This is a genomic window from Geofilum rubicundum JCM 15548, assembly GCF_000974365.1.
Taxonomy (GTDB): Bacteria; Bacteroidota; Bacteroidia; order Bacteroidales; family Marinilabiliaceae; genus Geofilum; species Geofilum rubicundum.
In genome coordinates this window covers 130296-149899 of sequence record NZ_BAZW01000005.1, presented here as the reverse complement: position 1 = coordinate 149899, position 19604 = coordinate 130296, and the positions used below count along the sequence as shown (strand labels likewise).

Genomic DNA, 19604 nt, shown 5'->3' with positions numbered 1-19604 from the left:
TCTTGCATTAACAATTAATGATTTTAACCTATGGTTGTTTCAAATATTAATCCCCAAATAACCTTGAAGTACCTCAAGACAAAAGTGGAGAACCAGTACTTTGAAAGGAAAGGAATAGGCGAAAAAAATATCAAACCTACAAAAATAGCTGAAGAACTAATTGGTATGCTAAATGCCGATGGAGGGGTGTTGGTTTTTGGGGTTTCCGATGACGGACAAATCCAAGATTTAAAAACACTTGGAGATAAGTTAAGCGACTATAGAGCTTTGGTCATAAATTTTATTGACCCTTATTGCAACATTCATATAGAAGAGGTTGACATTGAAGGAAAATTGATTTTTATATACCATGTAGAGCAGGATATTGAACGAATATTCAAAAGGAAAGACAATGAGAATATTTACCTCAGGGTTGACGACCAAAATAGGTTATTAAATAGAAACGATGTAAAAGCACTAGAATACGATAAGTTAATAAGGAAGTACGAAGATGAAATAGAACCTGACTTTGATTTTGAAGATTTAGACAAAAAACTTCTCGAACGGTATAAAGAGAAACTTAACTATCGAGGAGATATATTAGAACTCCTGACTAAGCGCCACCTGGCAGTAAAAAAAGACGGTTTTTATAAAATTAAAAAGGCCGGCATACTTCTATTTGCAAAAGACCCGGAAAAATACATTACCTCAGCCTCTTTAAGATACATCAGATACGAGGGCAATGATGCTCAGGTAGGTACAGAACACAACGTGGTGAAAGATGTTCGCTTCGAGAATAATATTCCACGAATAATCGGGAGTGTAAAAGACTTTATGAAGGCATCCTTAAAAGACTATTTCTTTCTTGACTTAGAGCAGGGTCGTTTCAACAAAGTACCGGAATATCCTGAAGATGCATGGCTTGAAGGCCTTGTTAATGCCCTATGCCACAGATCGTATAATGTACATGGCAGTGCTATTTACGTCAAGCATTTCGACAATCGGATTGAAATATCTAATAGTGGTCCTTTACCGGCTCAGGTAACCGTTGAAAATATAAGAACAGAACGCTATGCTCGCAATCCACGAATTGCTAGGGCGTTAGAAGATATGGGGTTTGTTAGGCAATTAAATGAAGGTGTTTCCAGAATATACAAATCAATGGAAGCATCTATGCTATCAAAACCAGAGTATAAAGAGGTCAATGGAAATGTCTATTTAATTTTAAGGAATAAGGTTAGCCAGCACACTAAAACCATTCCTGATGAAGTCCTTTTATCTATTCAGAACCAATGGAAAAGCTTTAATGAAACCCAGAGAAAAATACTCCAATTTTTATTTTACAATAACCAGGCAACGATTGACGATTTAGTTGTTTCCACAGGTATTAACGAGAAAACTATAAGAATTTATTTGAATCAATTTGTAAAAAGTGAAATATTAGACAGGTTAAGCAAAAAGCAGAGAGATAGAAACGCAAGTTTTGTATTTAAGAAACTTTGATGAGCACTTAAGGAACAGTGCTATTGTCCAGATATAAGACATGTTTTCAACACCTTACAAACATTAAGGAACAAATCGAGACAATTAAGGAACATTTTAATTGTCTTTTACTATCAAACATTAATCTTAAAAAAGTGGTAGTCGATAAAATACGAAATATTATAAATCAAAGTAAAAAGCCTTTAGTTTTTTACTTTGACACAGATGGCTCTTTTAGGGGCGAGTTAGAAGAGATTTCAAACTCAGGATTAAAGGTTGTTGAAGTAACTCAAAATTATTTTGAGTTAAAATACAGAATTGAATTTGAGTGGCCAAACCAAGAAATATTTATCTATCATCCATTCCCCAAGCCCGATGAGAAAGAAATAAAAAAGTATCCCTTGCTCGATTTGCTAAAAGCAAATTCAGAATTAAGGCTAGACGATGCCTCGGAATTTCTTGCAGATAATAAACTACCTGATCACCACCTACCACTTATAAAGCGGTATATCAAACAACTCAAACCCAAAACAAACCAAAAGAAACTAGCAAAAATTTTAGACCCCGCCCATTTTAGTCCATCAAGTTTAAAACTTGGCCTTATCTCCTTGTCTCTTGACTTTAATACCGTAGCTGACAGAAATAGCTGCATGGCAAAATGTTTATCATTAGCTAACGATGAAAAGGAATTTGCCAAAACTGAGAAGTTGCTAAAGCAGCTTGAATTGGAACAAGATTTACTCAATTGGTTTAATATATTGCTGAATACCAGCGACAAGGAATGGACCAGAGATGTAATAATTGGTTTTACCCGAAAACTAAAATACAATATACTAACTGCCTTTATAGATAAACCGGCAAAAGAGGATACTTACGCAAAACTTAAATTAACCAGAGCCTCAGAAATTAACAAACTACAGGCTTTCTTTCAGGATTGGGAAAACCACCCCACTTTGAAAGAAACAATTGATATTGTATTTTCCAATGTAGCCTCAGATATTAATACTGAAAACTTAATTGCCTGGTACGGAAGCGACCAAGAGTTTGGATATTACTCCAGTGAAATGCTTTCAAATCTAATAAAGGATCTATACCTTGGTGTTGTAAACAATCCGGAACACATCAAGACTGAATGCATAAGATGGTTGCGTTCTAAATCATTGTCAGATGAGCTGAGAGAACAAATAGGGTTTATATATCATACTGGTGCAGTTTATTCAATTCTCAATAAGTATCGCTCATTCAAGTTTAATCAGACCAATGATTTTATAGAAAAATACACGAACGAACTACATAGAGTGGATTATAACTACCGGAAGGCGGTAATTGCATATGACAAAGTACAAGACCGATTATACGAGTTTGAAGATGTGGCTTTAGAAGTATTTGAATTACTCAACCAAAAATACGACCGCTACTTAATAGAGTTGAACGTTGAATGGCAACAGACCTTAAACAAACAGAATTTCAATTATAGCTCCATAAACGTCAATAAACAATACGACTTCTACAAGAATAATTTGAAGGATTTTGATTTTAAAATGGTCGTAATCATCTCAGATGCTTTAAGATATGAGTTGGGTCATGAATTGTTTGATGATTTGTTGGCAGATAGTAAAAACAACTTAACCATAGAGCCTTGCCTGGCTTCTATTCCATCTTATACCAATATTGGAATGGCTAACTTGCTGCCTGGTTCCGGTTTGAGCATCGAAAAGGGCGAAACCGATTTAATTTTTAAAATTAATGGTAAATCAACGGTAAGCTCAAATCGACAAGCCATACTACAAGCAACAGAAAAGGAAAGCGCAACAATTGATTATTCTGAGGTGAGGAAAATGACCAAACTGAAAAAGAGAGCTTTCTTCAAAGAAAATAAAATCACATACATCTATCACGATTGGATTGATGCCATTGGAGACAAAAGAAGAACAGAACATCAAACCTTCGAAGCTACCGAGAAAGCTGTTGAAGACTTAAAATGGTTAATTCGGAATATTACTGGGGAATTAGGTATATCTTATGTATTGGTTACTTCTGATCACGGATTTTTATTCAATTACAACGAACTGCCCGAAACAAGCAGAGAAAATTTACCAAAGATAAAGGGATATGGCAGAGACCATGTCCGTTTTGTTGTTGCAGATGATTTTGAAGGGCAAGTTGATGGCTACCAGTTCAATCTTAAGGAAACTACGAATATTAAAACAGACTTAAAAGTAGCTGTTCCCAGAGCTATAAACCGATACCGGAAACAAGGAAATGTTGGTATTCAGTTTGTTCATGGTGGTGCAAGCCTTCAAGAATTGATTACGCCGGTGATTAAATTCTACAAACACGCCAAAAAAACCCAGCAAACTGTATCCTTTAAAAGAATTGACAATACTGACAAAATATCTACTGGCAGCATGAAGGTGATTGTGATTCAAGACCAACCCGTATCCAATGAATACAAAAGTGCAGAACTTGTCTTTGGCTTGTTTTCCGATACTGGTGAATTGCTCTCTAATGAAGCAGAACAGCATCTAAATTCAGTTTCAGGCAATCCGAAAGAAAGACTATTTGAGATAATTATCTCACTGAATTCAGCAGGTTCAAAAGCCAGTTTTGGATACTTAAAAGCATTTAATAAGAATGATAAATCCAGATTAAATCCGGTAGTTGTTAACGACTTGATTAAGATTAGTTCACTCATGGAAAAAGATGAATTTTAGCTATGGAACTAAAAGCAAAAATATTACAGCATTTCGATGGTAAGGTGGTACGAAAAGACCTTACAAAACTGGTAAAAGGAAATGCGGTGGTACCTACCTATGTACTAGAATATCTATTGGGTCAACATTGTGCATCTTCAGATGATGAGATTGTAAAACAAGGTGTTGAGACGGTAAAGGGCATTATCAAAAAACACTTCGTCCATCGGGATGAAGCCGAAAGTGTAAAGCATGATATTCTGACCAACGGCAACCATCGGATAATAGATAAGGTATCCGCAAAATTAAATGATAAAAAGGGTACATACGAGGCAGAATTCTCAAACTTAGGTTTGAAAAAAGTTACCATAGGCAACGAGATTGTTAAAACACACAAAAAGTTACTTACATCTGGCGTATGGTGTATTATCAATATGGGATATGTGGGCGGTGATGACAATACCGGATCACCATGGATTATTGAAACGTTAAAACCGATACAAATATCCCATGTGGATTTGGAAGAATTCAAATCCTTACGTTCCCATTTCTCCAAGGATGAATGGATTGACCTGCTTATGCAAAGCATTGGTCTTAATCCTGAGCAATTTAATTTCCGAGGAAAACTTATTCAATTAAGCAGAATGGTTGCCTTTTGTGAAAACAATTACAACCTGATTGAATTGGGGCCGAAAGGAACCGGGAAAAGTCATATTTTTTCAGAGATGTCGCCACATGGCATGCTAATTTCCGGAGGTGAAGTTACACAGGCCAAATTGTTTGTAAATAATAGCAATGGCCAAATTGGGTTGGTGGGTTACTGGGATAATGTTGCTTTTGATGAATTTGCCGGAATATCCAAAAAGGTTGATAAGAACCTGGTTGACACCATGAAAAATTACATGGCAAACAAGACCTTCTCGCGGGGAAGCACACCCTATGGAGCTACTGCTTCATTCTCGTTTGTAGGCAACACGATACACTCTGTTTCCTTCATGTTGAAGCACTCCGATTTATTTGAAGCTCTACCCAAGGCATATTATGACACTGCATTTCTTGACAGGATACATTGTTACTTACCTGGTTGGGAAGTACAAAAGTTACGTAACGAATTATTTACGGATGGTTACGGATTTATTGTTGATTATTTAGCCGAGGTATTAAAAGAGCTCCGAAAGGATGATTTCTCCCATATCTACAGTAAGTATTTTGAGTTATCAGAAAGCATTACCACAAGGGATCGCACCGGAATATTGAAAACGTTCTCTGGCCTTTGCAAGATAATGTTCCCTCATGGTGAATGCTCGAAAGAAGAGGCAAAACAAATCCTAGACTTTGCCCTTGAAGGAAGACGTAGAGTAAAAAACCAGCTTGTCATCATGGACGAAACCTTTGGAGAAGTTGATTTCTCGTACACTTCTTTGGATGATAAAAAAACAATATCAATTTTAACCTTAGAAGAAAAACAATATCCGGCGTTATGTAAAGTCACAGAAGGAAGAGATGCTGAAGTTGATGTCAAATACATTGAATCTTTAACAATCCCCAATGAGAAAAAGAATTCAGAACTATTGTCTGGCAAGCACTTGGTTGTTGAAGAAAACGCAAAGGGAATTAGCTATGAGAAGTTATTCGTGCCTTACATAAAGGGTGCATCACAAGTAACAGTGTTGGACCCCTATATCCGTCAGTTCTACCAAGTAAAAAACTTCATGGAATTTATTCAAATGCTATTAAAGAATAAACAGGAAGGAGAGGACATTGAACTAAAACTAATTACCAAATATGATGAATTCAGGGAAACTGAGACAGAAGAAAGACTGGAGCAGCTTAAGGAAAGCATTGATGGATCAGGAATACTATTCGAATATGCATTTGACCAGGCTCAAAGTTTTCATGCACGAAGTATTGAGACCAATACTGGTTGGAAAATTTGTATGGATAGGGGTTTAGATATTTTTCAACCATACGACTTCAAAAACCCGTTCAATCTTGCCAATAATATACAAGAGGAAAGATTTTGCAAGGCTTTTGAGGTTACCTATTTGAAAGATGTGGAATGAATAAGGCATACAATTAGGGGCAAAAAAGTCCTTTGTGCTATGGGTGCAGGGAGTGGACGCATCCGGATGCCCATAAAGGAAACATCCGGTACGGGTGTCCGGTATTAACGGAATATGCAAATAACAAGGGATTATATGACAGCTTTAAGGCGACAATGGTATTCTCTTCAAATTATGTACTCTTTTTAATTTTAACAATTAGCTAAAATAAAAGCCAACACATTATGAAACAACTCACTATCTGTATAAACATTGTATATACATTGCGCAGTTAGACAGTATACACAAAAAGTATAGATTTTTAGTCGGGTGACTCAAAAGTTTATGCTTGACCAAAGGTTAAAAGAACCTTTTTTCAATAAAACGTTCCCCTACACGTTCCCCAAAAAAAACAAAACCCCCTAAGTGTTAACTACTTAGGGGGTGTTTTGGTGCCCAGAACAGGACTCGAACCTGCACATCCTTACGGACACTAGTCCCTGAAACTAGCGCGTCTACCAATTTCGCCATCTGGGCGGGCACTGATGTTTTCAGCGCTGCAAATATAAAAAGGAATAATGTTTTTACAAGACTTTTTGAATTAAAAAAAACATTGTTTCTAACAATCCCTTGTTCAGCAAACCTTTAAATTTTCTATTTCAGGTGACGGTCGAGAAAATCAAGCTTCATCTGATATAAATGCATTCTGCCGTTACCCCCTCTGAGACCATGATCGCGGTTGGGATAAATGAACATATCGAACTGTTTGCCAGCCTGTACCAGACGATCGGCATATTCCATTACATTTTGCACATGCACATTGTCATCGGCTGTACCATGAATGAGAAACAAGCGTCCATGCAAATCATCGGCCAGATTGATGGGTGAATTCTGATCGTAACCTTTGGGATTTTCACGCGGCATGCGCATAAAACGCTCAGTGTAGGCGGTGTCGTAGAATTTCCAATGGGTGACGGGTGCTACTGCGATGCCGGCCTTAAATAAATCGGAACGACTCATTACGAGGGAGGTCATAAATCCGCCATAACTCCAACCATAAATCCCTATGCGATCGGCATCCACATAGTCCAGCGCTCCCAAATAACGGGCAGCATCGATCTGGTCGTCGCTTTCGAGTTTACCCAATTGCATGTAGGTCTGCTTGCGAAAGGCCTCGCCTCTGGCACCGGTCCCCCGGCCATCCACGCAGGCCACCACATAGCCCTGCAAGGCCAGATAGTGCTCCCAGCTCTTGCCCCATTTATCGAGCACCTGCTGCGAATTGGGACCACTGTATTGGGTCATCAGAAGCGGGTACGACTTAGAAGCTTCCATCTGCAAAGGCTTAATGATATATCCGTTGAGCTTAACGCCCGTTTCGGTTTCGAAGGAGAAAAATTCCTTCTTGGGCAATGCGTGAGCATTGACCCTTTCGACCAATACCTGATTGTCTTCCAGCACCTGTTGCTGACGTCCCCTACTATCATATACCGTATACACGGATGGGGTTTCCACACTATTATATTCAATGATATAATAACTGAAATCCTTGCTGAACCACGCTTTGTTGGTTCCATCCTGAGGCGTTAATCGCGTTAAGCGTGAACCATCCATACGCACGGAATAGACTTCGCGTTGCAGCGGCGACACCGCTGCTGCCTGAAAGTAGAACAACTTGTTGCGGGCATCAAAGCCGTAGTATTCCGTCACGTCCCATTCGCCTTTGGTGACCTGATTCTTTTTGATCCCATCCATGCCGTATAGGTGAATGTGGTTGTAACCATCCAGCTCAGCCACATAAGCGAAATGCGCACCGTCTTCCAAAAAGATGATGTGATCGAGCACCTCAGAACTGATATATTGGCTGTTTCTGTCTGTGAGCACCGAGCGGGCCACCCCTGAGGACGATTTAGCCAAATAGAGATTCAACTGATCCTGACGGCGGTTCAAGGTAACGATGGAAAGTTGCTCGGGATTGGTGGTCCATTGGATGCGCGGTATATAAATATCCTCACCTGGCACATCCATTTTTTTGGTGGTGCGGTGACGAATATTAAAAACATGCACACTCACGCGGGAGTTCTTTTGCCCGGCTTTGGGATACTTGTAGCGGTAGGCACCCGGATAGAGTTCATGTTGATCCAAAGCAGGATGAGATGCCTGGTACAAAGGAAACTGAAACTGATCGACCTCACGCTCATCAAACTTGATATAGGCGATTTCAGCGCTATTGGGCGACCATTCAAAAGCACGGTTAAAGGCAAATTCCTCTTCGTATACCCAGTCGGGCACGCCATTAATAATGGTATCCCTGGCACCATCAGAAGTAATAGCGGCTTCTGTTTTGAAACGCAAATTCTTTATAAACAAATTGTTGTTCCGCACAAAAGCCACACTGTAACCATCGGGCGCAAAGGCAGCGGCTTGCTGGGGAGACTTATCCGAAAGCGGCTCGATCTCTTTACGGGTGATATCCACCACATAGTAATCGGCCGTAAAAGACCTGCGGTAGATGTTTTTGCGGTTGGTATAGACCAGCAGCTTGGTTTCGTCCCCGCTGAACTCATAATCCTTAATCGACTCAATGGTCGATTGCTTCAACTGCGGTATATCCACCAGCACGGCCACCGGCTTTTTGGAATCATAGGCATACTTCACCACTTTTTGTCCACCCGCCTCCAAAACCGTATAATGGGCCCCGTCTTTCATGGGTTTCATTTTTTCAATGCCCTTGGCAGTGAAGGTCCCTTTGGTGACAAAATCGGCCAGTTCAGCCTTTTTATTTTGAGCAGTTGCGCTCAATGCCAACGCAACCAACAGGAATAACAACCAAATTCTCATCATTTCTTAATTAATTATGTTTTTCTTAAAAATCATTCACAAAGATATCAAATACCAGTCCAAACCACCAATCCCAAGCACTGATAATATCTAGAAATATCCTGTCTGCGAAACAAAAACAATCCATTGCACCAATGGACGAAGCCAATTGCACCAAAGGACGCAGGCCATTGCATCATTCGATGCACTTAATTGCATCAATGGACACAATCAATTGCAACATTTACCATAGATCATCGGGTGGACAGGTAAAATATAGCCGGATGGCCCTTGAAAATATCGCTGGGTGGTTTTTACAAGCCGTGCAAAATATGTATCTTTGCGTGTTTTTCAAACTGACAATAAAATCCAATCATGATAAAGATTACACTTCCCGACCAGTCGGTCCGTGAATACGAAGCAGGCGTCAGCGGTTACGACATCGCCCAAAGCATTAGCCCCCGTCTGGCTAAAGAAGTATTGAGCATAACGGTTAATGACCAACTGTGGGATCTTACGCGGACCATTGAAACAGATGCCAGCATCAAATTGCACAAATGGGAAGATGAAGAAGGTAAGCATGCCTTTTGGCACTCTTCGGCCCACTTATTGGCCGAGGCCTTGCAGGAACTGTATCCCGGCATCAAATTCGGGATTGGTCCCGCCATTGAAAACGGCTTCTATTATGATGTAGATCCGGGAGATGGCGTCTCCATCACAGAGGGAGACCTGCCAAAGATTGAAAAGAAAATGCAGGAACTGGCGCGTCAGAAAAATGAATACAAGCGACGTGACATCGCCAAGGAGGACGCCTTGAAATTCTTCAGTCACGACCCCTACAAAGTAGAATTGATAAGCGATTTGGAAGATGGCACCATCAGTGTTTATGAGCAGGGACAATTCACCGACTTGTGTCGCGGTCCCCACTTACCCAGCACAGAGCCCATCAAAGCCGTTAAAGTACTGAGTCTGGCCGGCGCCTACTGGCGCGGCGACGAAAAGCGCAAGCAGCTCACCCGCATCTATGGCATTACCTTTCCCAAGCAAAAAATGCTGGAAGAGTACCTGGTGCAATTAGAAGAAGCGCTGAAGCGCGACCACCGTAAAATTGGTAAGGAACTCGACCTCTTTACCTTTAGTGCCAAAGTGGGTCAGGGACTCCCCTTATGGATGCCCAAAGGCGCCAAACTGCGCGAGCGTTTGGAGTCCTTCCTGAAAAAAGTTCAGGTAAAATACGGTTACGAGCCGGTGATCACCCCACATATCGGTCAGAAAGAGCTGTACGTGACTTCCGGTCACTATGCCAAATACGGCGCAGACTCCTTTCAGCCCATTCACACACCTGCCGAAGGCGAAGAGTTTCTGTTGAAACCCATGAACTGTCCGCACCACTGCGAAATATACAAGGCCCGTCCCCACTCCTACCGTGATCTGCCCATCCGCTACGCGGAGTTTGGTACCGTTTACCGCTATGAGCAGAGTGGTGAGTTGCACGGACTGACCAGGGTGCGTGGTTTTACGCAGGATGATGCCCACATATTTTGTCGACCCGACCAGCTTAAAAATGAGTTCAAAAAGGTGATTGACATTATCTTTTACATTTTTAATGCACTGGATTTCAAAGATTACATTGCACAAATATCATTGCGCGATCCCAACAACACCGAGAAATATATTGGTTCAGACGAGAATTGGGAGAAGGCGGAATCGGCCATTATAGAAGCCTGTAGCGAAAAGGGACTCAACACCGTGGTAGAAACCGGCGAAGCCGCTTTCTACGGACCTAAGCTCGACTTTATGGTGCGTGACGCCATCGGTCGCAAATGGCAGTTGGGAACCATTCAGGTAGATTACAACCTGCCCGAGCGCTTTGAACTGGAATACATTGGTCAGGACAATGCCGCGCATCGTCCCATCATGATTCACCGTGCCCCCTTTGGCAGTATGGAGCGTTTTGTGGCCGTACTGATAGAGCACACTGCCGGCAAATTCCCCTTGTGGCTGACGCCCGAACAGGCTGTGATATTGCCCATCAGCGAAAAATACAACGAATACGCCCAAAACGTTTCAAAATTGCTGAACAATTCCGATATTCGCTGCATTCTGGACGACCGCAACGAAAAGATTGGTAAGAAAATACGGGACAATGAGTTAAAGCGTATTCCTTACCTGTTGATTGTGGGCGAAAAAGAGGCCGAAGACGGTACCATTTCGGTGCGTCGTCAGGGCGAAGGCGATCAGGGCACCATGAAAATTGATGAATTTGCCCATTTCATCAACAAAGAAGTAGAGAATATGCTGAAGGAAATTGATGCTTAAGCAGAAAAAGTGATCATTTCAGGCATTTTTTGACGATCGGTAAAAAAAATCGACAGATATTTACTCGTCTGACTATGATTATATATCTTTGCAGGCTGAAAACAATAGCATAAAGCATACAATTAACCGTAGTATTCACTAAAAATAGGAGGACTGGACTATAAGACCAAGAAGAAATCCGGGACAACCCCAAAGAGATGAATTCAATTATCGGATCAACAATATGATTCGCATACCGCAGGTACGCCTGGTGGGTGACAATATTGAAAATCCCGGGGTCATCTCAACAAGCGAAGCATTAAAACTGGCTGATGCCCTTGAATTGGATTTGGTGGAAATTTCACCCAAAGCCGACCCCCCAGTTTGTAGAATCACTGATTATCAAAAGTTTCTTTACCAACAAAGGAAGAAACAAAAGGAGCTGAAACAAAAAGCCGTACAAGTAACGGTTAAAGAAATTCGTTTTGGACCGAATACAGATGATCATGACTACAATTTTAAGCTGAAACATGCAGAAGGCTTTCTAAAAGGCGGGTCAAAAGTAAAAGCATTTGTGTTTTTTAAGGGACGAAGCATTTTGTTTAAGGAAAAAGGAGAGATTCTTTTGCTTAAGTTTGCGCAGGATTTGGAAGAACTTGGAAAAGTTGAACAGTTACCCCGATTGGAGGGAAAGCGCATGACCATGTTCATTTCGCCCAAGCCCAATAAAAAATAGTTGCTCATTAATCAACTAAATATATATTACAATGCCAAAGATGAAAACGAATTCCGGTGCTAAGAAACGGTTCACCATCACCGGAAGCGGAAAGATTAAGCGCAAGCACGCTTTTAAGAGTCACATTTTGACCAAAAAAGCCACGAAAAGAAAGAGAAATCTGACTTATTCAACACTGGTACACAAAGCAGACATCAGCAATGTCAAGCTTTTATTGGCCATGAAATAGTCCCGATTTCAGACTTTCTTTGATCATCAATTATTAATCTGAGTGACTTAGCTGAAAAAGATTCCAAAAAAGGAACGCTAACCATTCGAAAAACAGTAAAAAATGCCAAGATCAGTAAATGCTGTTGCTTCAAGAGCACGTAGAAAAAAGATTTTAAAACTCACCAAAGGGTACTTTGGTAGAAGGAAAAATGTATGGACCGTTGCCAAGAACACCTGGGAAAAAGGTCAACAATACGCTTACCGTGACCGCAAACGTAAAAAAGGTCAGTTCAGAGCGTTATGGATTCAGCGTATCAATGCTGCTGCCCGCATGGAAGGCTTATCTTACAGTAAGTTAATGGGCCTTTTAGCGAAAGAAGATATCCGCATCAACCGTAAAGTTTTGGCCGATTTGGCGATGAACCATCCGGAAGCATTCAAAGCGGTTGTTAGCAAAGCAACGAAAGCATAATTAAACCCTTGGGTTTAATACCAGATATAAAAAGCGTCTTCCTTAGGAAGGCGCTTTTTTCGTCTACTACCATTTTCTAATCCCAAAGGTCTGATATCTGTCCTCAAATTTATATCTTTGTGAGATGTGGATCAAAAATGGCATCCATATTGTAAGCATCAAAGAAATTGCAAAAGAAAACAAATTATTTACGTATGAAAATTGCACTGATTGGATATGGTAAAATGGGTAAAACCATTGAAAGAATAGCTGAATCACGCGGACATGAAATAGTCGCCCGTATAGACCCCTTTAATGGTGAGGATTTTTCTGCCTCCGGATTTCCCAAAGCAGATGTGGTTATTGAATTTACCAGGCCAGAAGCTGCCTACGACAACTATATGGCATGTTTCAAACACAATCTGCCCGTTGTTTCAGGTACCACCGGGTGGCTCGACAAGCTGCCGGATATCAAAGCGCATTGTGAAAAGGGACAAACCTTCTTTTATGCCTCCAACTTTAGTGTAGGTGTTAATATTTTCTTCGAGTTAAACCGTCAGTTGGCCCGGTTGATGAATACCCAGGCGGATTACAAAGTGGGCATGACCGAAGTGCATCACACACAAAAGCTCGATGCGCCCAGCGGTACAGCCATTTCATTGGCCGAGGACCTCATTGAGAACATCGACCGCAAAGACAAATGGGAACTGGACAAGCAATCGTCCGACAAGGCCATTGAAATCAAGGCCATCCGCGAAGGAGACGTACCCGGTATCCACACCATCAAATACGAGTCTGAAGTCGATGAAATCACCATTCACCACAGCGCTAAATCACGTGAAGGTTTTGCACTTGGAGCCGTAATTGCAGCAGAATTCACAGCAAAAAATAAGGGATTCCTGACCATGAAGGAGATGCTTAAGTTTTAATAAATAGACCAATGAACCTACAAAACGTACCCCTGGCTAAGAAAATAAGATTTGGCATCGCTGCCCTGGCCTACATTCTAACCGTTATCTGGATTGGCAATTTTTGGTTGCTCTTGGGTTTACCCATCCTGTTTGATATCTACATCAGCAAAATAGTTCCCTGGGGATTTTGGAAAGAAGGCAAAGATGGCAAAAAGCCATCGGCCTGGGTGGAATGGGTAGATGCCCTGGTTTTCGCTCTGGTGGCCGTTTACATCATCAACCTGTTTCTGTTCCAAAACTACAAAATACCTACCTCCTCGTTGGAAAAAACCATGTTGGTAGGTGATCACCTGTTTGTCAGTAAAGTGGCCTACGGTCCACGCATGCCAATGACCCCCATTGCTTTCCCTTTGGTGCAAAACACCTTCCCCATTACCAATTCAAAATCATACACCGATTGGCCCAAATGGGAATACAAAAGATTAAAAGGTTTTGGTAAAGTAGAGCGTGACGACATAGTGGTGTTCAACTTTCCCACCGGTGATACGGTTGCCTTTTACCGGACCAATCCCGACTACTACGTCACCATACGCGAAATAGGAACCAGTCAGCTGGCGCAAAACCCCTCTTTGTTACAAGGCCAGGATTTCAACTCGGAATTCAAAATGCGCATGTTCGTGAATGAGCTGGGCCGAAACGTTGTGTACAATAATGCGCAGGACTTTGGCGATGTGCTTTATCGGCCGGTAGACCGCCGCGACAACTATGTGAAACGCTGCGTAGCCCTGCCGGGTCAATTGTTTGAAATGCGTAACAATCAAATATACATCGACGGAGAAGCGGTTGAAAATCCCGAAAATCTGCAGCACAATTACCATCTGATCACCGATGGCACTTTGTTGAAACAGCGATTTTTTGAACGTTTGGGCATTTCAGAGGATGACCGACGTGAAGCCGGCATGGGCCCCATTACCTGATACCCATGACCGAAGAAATGGCAGAGAGGGTTAGAGGCTATGAATTTGTCAAAACACTGGAGAAGGACCAGTCCCGTTCCAACGGCTCCGGCATGCAAGTATTTCCTTACAGTCAGCACTTCAACTGGAGCCGCGACAATTACGGACCCCTTCTCATGCCAGAGAAAGGCGCTACCGTAGAACTGACCATGGACAACCTGCTGCTGTATGAGCGCATCATTACGGCTTACGAAGGCAATACCCTCGAAGTAAAAGACAACACCATTTATATCAACGGAGAAGCCACAAGTAGTTACACCTTTAATATGGACTACTACTTTATGCTGGGCGACAACCGCCACAAGTCGGCCGACTCCCGCTACTGGGGCTTTGTCCCCGAAGACCACATCGTCGGTCGCCCCGTCCTGGTCTGGCTTTCCCTGAACAAAGACAAAGGATTTCCGGGCAATATCCGATGGGACCGGTTTTTCAAGTTTGTAAGAAACAATTAATCACCAAACAATAATAAATAGCAGAGTAGGGCCCATCAACTGCCTCACTCTGCTATTTTTGCATCCTGAATGAAACGTAACCTTATAAAACTGGCACTTTGGCTCCTTTTAGGCGTCCTCATCTCCGACTTGGTTTACAGGTACGGCTTTGAGCTCTTGAAAGTCCCCACCTCCTCCATGGAAAACACCATAGAGCCCGGACAGTACGTGCTGGTCAACAAGCTCATTCCCGGTCCCCGCTTCTATGCCAACGACCCGGACAAATACAACCGTCCCTACCGGTACAAAGACCTGAAATATGGCGACATCATCGTTTTCAACTTTCCGGATGCCGACACCATCATCGCCAACAAACCCGGAGAAAGCTACTACCTGTTGCGCCGACAACACCCGAATCTCGACAGCCTCCTCATCACAGAAGGCTGGGGCGATTTGCAGTCCACCGAAGTAACACAACGCCCCAGGATGGTCAAGCGAATCACCGCCTTGCCCGGAGACACCGTTCAAATAGAACGCGGCACCCTCATGATTAACGGCCAAGGCAAATCTGAAGAACATGCCTGTTTAACCTACTTATGGACTGGTCAGGACCAGGACCTGCCCAGAGCCCTGGCACGCTTAAACAACGAAGTAGAACCCCTCATAGAAGGCAATAAAACCTATTTACGACTAAACAATCAGGACCTCGAAAGACTTGGCGATTTATCCACCCACTTAAAAAGAGAAATTCTGTCACCCGGCATCCCCGATGCCTACATCTTCCCCTTCATGCGAAGCTGGCTATGGAACGCCGACAACCTCGGCCCCATCTACCTGCCCAGACAAGGCGAAACCATCGAACTGACTCCCCAAAATCTGCCCATTTACCGCCGCATGATTGAAGTCTTTGAGCAAACCCCCTTAGAGGTCAAAGGCAACTACATCTTTGCCAACCAAATCCCCATCAGTAAATACACCTTCAAACTCAGCTACTACTGGGTGCATGGCGACAACCGCCCCCGTTCCTTCGACAGCCGCTACTGGGGCCCCGTCCCGGAGAACCACATTGTGGGGGTAGTGAAATACCGGAAATGATTTTGTGCAGATTTTTAAACGGCGACCAACTTGTTTTTATTAACGTGATTTTTCGATGGCGGAAAAGAAACTTCCATATTGGACACTTATTTTGGTCATCTGAAGTTGACATTACACCACAAGCAAAAAAAGGGAGGTGCCTCAGCACCTCCCCTTAAATCAATTATTAAATCTATTTTTTACTAGTTCTTCTTAACTACTTTGAAAACCTTGCTGACACCATTTCTTTCCACCTTCAAGAGGTAAATGCCTGGCTTGGCAATGCTCACAGCCTCATCAACAATGGTCTCATGAACTGAAATAACCCGACCGGTCATATCCAATACAGTCAACTTGCTTTCCTGTCCATTCGTATCAACGGTGAAACGACCATTGGAAACAGTAGGATAAACCTGAACATCATCCATTCCGATGGCGTTAAGACTTGTTCCAACCTCAACAGTAAAGTTGAGCGTATAAGTCAATTCTGTTGTTCCATCTTCAGCAGTAACCGTTACGGTTGTTGCTCCTGGCAGTGCTTCAGCATCAGCAATCACTACCGTTGCATTTCCATCTGCAGGCGTTGCAGTTACAGTTGGAATATCAACAGTTCCTACTGGTAAAACAACATCATATACATAAGTACCGGCAGCAAACCCGTCAACATCTACATCATTTACAGTCAGATTACTTAATTCAGCCACATCAGAAGGAACCCCGAAATAAACCAAATTCACATTATCAATGTACAGTTTTCCATTAGAACCTGTACCAGCGCCCACACCTTCAAAACCAATACTCAATTTTCCGGCTGTTTCAGCATCTAAACTGAAAGCAACCGTTTCGGTGGTCCATACATCTTCAAACAAGGTTGTGGTTCCGTAAACAGCATCCCCTTCATTGGGCACAAAGCCAAACTGGTTGATACCGATACTTAAGCCTGCACTCATATTGATCACTTCAAAGCTTAACTCATAATTACCAGCCGGTAAGGTTACATCCTGAGTTACAACCGCAGGAGAACCCCATGAACCTGATAATTTGAGTGCAGCACCTTCTGTGCTTCCAGCCATATCAGTAGCAGGAGGCGTTGTTCCGTTTAAAACATCAGGAATCGCATCAAATGTAATTCCATAGTTGGCAGTGGCAATTCGACCCCATGCAGATACAAGTTCCTCGTTCCAACCTGGTACATCGTATATTCTTGTGGCTACCAAAGCGGTTCCATTGGCCGTTCCATTACTTTCGGTAAATGTAATGGGCTCCACATCAAAACCTGGATTAACCAGTAATCCGGTGATATTGGCAGGAACCGCTTGCGACAATACGTAAGTCTGCGCTGCAGCCTTCAAGCTACGGAAGCATCTATGAATTCCTGAGCCGTTTTATCATCGGTGCTGTCATAAACGCCTTGTGCAGTAGCTACAGCAGCATCAAACTCCGTTTTGCCCGGGAAGGTAGTTGCCTCTAAAGTAGCTGCATAATCCAAAGCCGCTTTCAATTCTCCATAAGCAGCAACTACTTCATGGAAACTGGCAATAGCTGTTTCCAATGCATTGATGGCAGCTTCCAGAGCAGCTTCATTTTGTTCTACAACCGCCGCATTGGCAATAGCAGTTTCCAGCTCCACCTTGTTATACCCGGCAGGATTACCGGTAGCATCCAAAATGGCCTGAGCTTCAGTTACTTTTTCAGTCAGCAAATCGTTCAGCGCAGTTAAATCTACACCAAAATATTGCAAACGGAAGTTGTCCACTCCTGCCCAATTGGCCGTAATAGTACCTTCCAGTTTAAAACCAACACTCAGGGACCCATCTACAACAAGCACATCGGCCACCTCATATTCACCACCAACATTAAGTGGCGTTTGGTCTGTACCAGCAAAAAGAAATGCGCCTTCAGTAGGATCAGCACTTCCTTGCATAACGGCATGACCTGCGGCCAACAATTTATAAACCCCATTGGGCAAACCGCTAACAGTCTGAGATACACTGGATGCAGGAAGTGTATTCGGAGCACCTGTCCATCGTTCCACATATACATTGCCATCTTTTGTCCAGCCCTGACTGCTTGGATCATTTGTTTGTGTTTGCATGCCACTGTTTGTCCAGCCATTGAAACCACCCACTTCAAAACTTGGGTTTACGATATAAGAAGTCATATCATAATAGTCACCCGCCGCAAAATTTAACCCTTGGTCTGGCGCATACACATCCGCAGTATAATATACACTACCGGATGCTCCAGTAATACCAGATTGACCTATGGTACCTTCTACTAACGCCACATAATCAATCTGCGTAAACGGATCAGTTCCCGAACTTGCCGTATTCGTAGGTGTGTTTTTTAAAGTAAAAAACACATCACCAGTGAGGTCAGATGGCGTCATAACAGATGCAGTTTGCGCACCGTCATAACCACTACCCAAACGAACAAGTGAACTACCATGTTCCAAACCATCTACAGAGGAACCCAGTCCTACCATAAAGTCAGCATTGGCATTATCGCCTATTACCTGTCGAACAATGACCTGATAAATGGTATTGGGTTTCAGACCACTGACTGGCTGAGCGAAATAATTACCATTACCACTTCCGCGCCAAAGAAGAAGATAGCTGCCGTTCACAGCTAATTCTGTATTTTCTGCAATCCTTATACCATAACTTGTAGGTATTTCAACATTGGTCACCCATGGTTCTCCAAATTTGTAATTGGATGTTGAACCATCCACCAGGCCGCCAGTTGTTTCAAAACTCGCATTTGTAAGAAGTTGAGCCGCATTATCATGTGCATCAACATCAGTAATGGCGGGGTAAATATCATGCTCCTGGCTGCTAATTGTCTCCTTAAACTCAGCACCTTCAAAAACATAAACGGCAGAGCCTTTTTTTACAATCCGAACATCTCCTGTTGCCACAGGGGTGTAGGCATAAAAAATAATGCCGTTGGATAATACAATTTCAGCACCAGCCGTACCAGCCACCTGAACTGTAAAATCACCCATCAAGTCAACCTCAGCTGTTGCCGGATCCGTCACTTCAGTCGCCACAGTCGTTACATCCGCAGCCACTTCACTATCCGGAAAATAGATATATCCATTTTGCGCATTTAAAGTAAATGCACCTAGAAATACCGTAAGAATCGACATTCTAAAAATTTGGTAAATTTTTCTTTTCATAAGATTAAATTTAAGTTTTTCAAAAAATGAATTTTAGACTGAAATAATCAGCCCATGAATAAACGTTAACAATTTTATGGCTTTATTCACAACATGTCTAAAACACATTTGACAATACTTATAAATAATTCGCTTTTACAAATTATTTATGCATCATTTTCGGTCGAAAATGTATCATAATTGAATGCGTAAGCAATTAAGCAAGATTAATAACTGTTTGATAGATATTCCATTAACTACTAACCTCGTAAAAAGCTTGCCCTTTAGCTCCTTTATTAATGAA

At 42.2% G+C, this 19604-nt stretch carries 14 protein-coding genes and 1 tRNA gene; 11 read left to right on the top strand and 4 right to left on the bottom strand.

Annotated features, from left to right (window positions below):
- Window positions 1-30: 30 nt before the first annotated feature.
- From JCM15548_RS04450 to brxL, 3 genes are all read left to right on the top strand, one after another.
- A complete protein-coding gene (locus JCM15548_RS04450; RefSeq protein ID WP_062122669.1) occupies window positions 31-1482 on the top strand; it encodes an ATP-binding protein in 1452 nt (483 codons plus the stop codon).
- Window positions 1483-1616: 134 nt separating this feature from the next.
- Window positions 1617-4175 carry a BREX-1 system phosphatase PglZ type A gene (gene pglZ / locus JCM15548_RS04445; RefSeq protein WP_062122667.1) on the top strand — a complete coding sequence of 853 codons (2559 nt, stop codon included), beginning with the start codon at window positions 1617-1619 and terminating at the stop codon, window positions 4173-4175.
- Between the two features lie 2 nt (window positions 4176-4177).
- On the top strand, window positions 4178-6217 hold the full coding sequence (gene brxL, locus JCM15548_RS04440; protein ID WP_062122665.1) for a BREX system Lon protease-like protein BrxL: 2040 nt from the start codon (window positions 4178-4180) through the stop codon (window positions 6215-6217).
- A 429-nt stretch (window positions 6218-6646) separates the two neighbouring features.
- Here the strand turns inward: brxL and JCM15548_RS04435 are convergent.
- Both JCM15548_RS04435 and JCM15548_RS04430 read right to left on the bottom strand, forming a co-directional pair.
- Window positions 6647-6733 (bottom strand) — tRNA-Leu (locus JCM15548_RS04435).
- Between the two features lie 117 nt (window positions 6734-6850).
- Window positions 6851-9040 (bottom strand): S9 family peptidase, encoded by a 2190-nt coding sequence (locus JCM15548_RS04430; RefSeq protein WP_062122663.1) that lies wholly within the window; start codon window positions 9038-9040, stop codon window positions 6851-6853.
- A gap of 351 nt (window positions 9041-9391) precedes the next feature.
- Between JCM15548_RS04430 and thrS the strand changes: the two genes are divergently transcribed.
- The 8 genes from thrS (at window position 9392) to lepB (JCM15548_RS04395) (ending at window position 16164) form a co-directional block, all read left to right on the top strand.
- On the top strand, window positions 9392-11335 hold the full coding sequence (gene thrS / locus JCM15548_RS04425; protein ID WP_062122661.1) for a threonine--tRNA ligase: 1944 nt from the start codon (window positions 9392-9394) through the stop codon (window positions 11333-11335).
- 160 nt (window positions 11336-11495) lie between these two features.
- Window positions 11496-12050 carry a translation initiation factor IF-3 gene (gene infC / locus JCM15548_RS04420; protein WP_262486886.1) on the top strand — a complete coding sequence of 185 codons (555 nt, stop codon included), beginning with the start codon at window positions 11496-11498 and terminating at the stop codon, window positions 12048-12050.
- A 31-nt stretch (window positions 12051-12081) separates the two neighbouring features.
- Window positions 12082-12279, top strand: coding sequence for a 50S ribosomal protein L35 (gene rpmI / locus JCM15548_RS04415; protein ID WP_062122657.1), 198 nt, complete (start codon window positions 12082-12084; stop codon window positions 12277-12279).
- A gap of 102 nt (window positions 12280-12381) precedes the next feature.
- Window positions 12382-12732, top strand: coding sequence for a 50S ribosomal protein L20 (rplT, locus tag JCM15548_RS04410; protein ID WP_062122655.1), 351 nt, complete (start codon window positions 12382-12384; stop codon window positions 12730-12732).
- 194 nt (window positions 12733-12926) lie between these two features.
- Window positions 12927-13640, top strand: coding sequence for a 4-hydroxy-tetrahydrodipicolinate reductase (gene dapB / locus JCM15548_RS04405; protein ID WP_062122653.1), 714 nt, complete (start codon window positions 12927-12929; stop codon window positions 13638-13640).
- 11 nt (window positions 13641-13651) lie between these two features.
- Window positions 13652-14599 carry a S26 family signal peptidase gene (locus JCM15548_RS04400; protein WP_227625464.1) on the top strand — a complete coding sequence of 316 codons (948 nt, stop codon included), beginning with the start codon at window positions 13652-13654 and terminating at the stop codon, window positions 14597-14599.
- 5 nt (window positions 14600-14604) lie between these two features.
- Window positions 14605-15090: a signal peptidase I gene (gene lepB / locus JCM15548_RS23015; RefSeq protein ID WP_227625463.1), complete on the top strand. Its 486-nt coding sequence runs from the start codon at window positions 14605-14607 to the stop codon at window positions 15088-15090.
- A gap of 69 nt (window positions 15091-15159) precedes the next feature.
- On the top strand, window positions 15160-16164 hold the full coding sequence (gene lepB / locus JCM15548_RS04395; protein ID WP_062122651.1) for a signal peptidase I: 1005 nt from the start codon (window positions 15160-15162) through the stop codon (window positions 16162-16164).
- Between the two features lie 182 nt (window positions 16165-16346).
- Here the strand turns inward: lepB (JCM15548_RS04395) and JCM15548_RS04390 are convergent, their stop codons facing one another.
- Both JCM15548_RS04390 and JCM15548_RS04385 read right to left on the bottom strand, forming a co-directional pair.
- Window positions 16347-17495 (bottom strand): T9SS type A sorting domain-containing protein, encoded by a 1149-nt coding sequence (locus JCM15548_RS04390; protein ID WP_062122649.1) that lies wholly within the window; start codon window positions 17493-17495, stop codon window positions 16347-16349.
- A complete protein-coding gene (locus JCM15548_RS04385) occupies window positions 17492-19321 on the bottom strand; it encodes a hypothetical protein (protein ID WP_062122647.1) in 1830 nt (609 codons plus the stop codon). The genes JCM15548_RS04390 and JCM15548_RS04385 overlap by 4 nt, the downstream gene beginning before the upstream one ends.
- Window positions 19322-19604 lie beyond the last annotated feature (283 nt).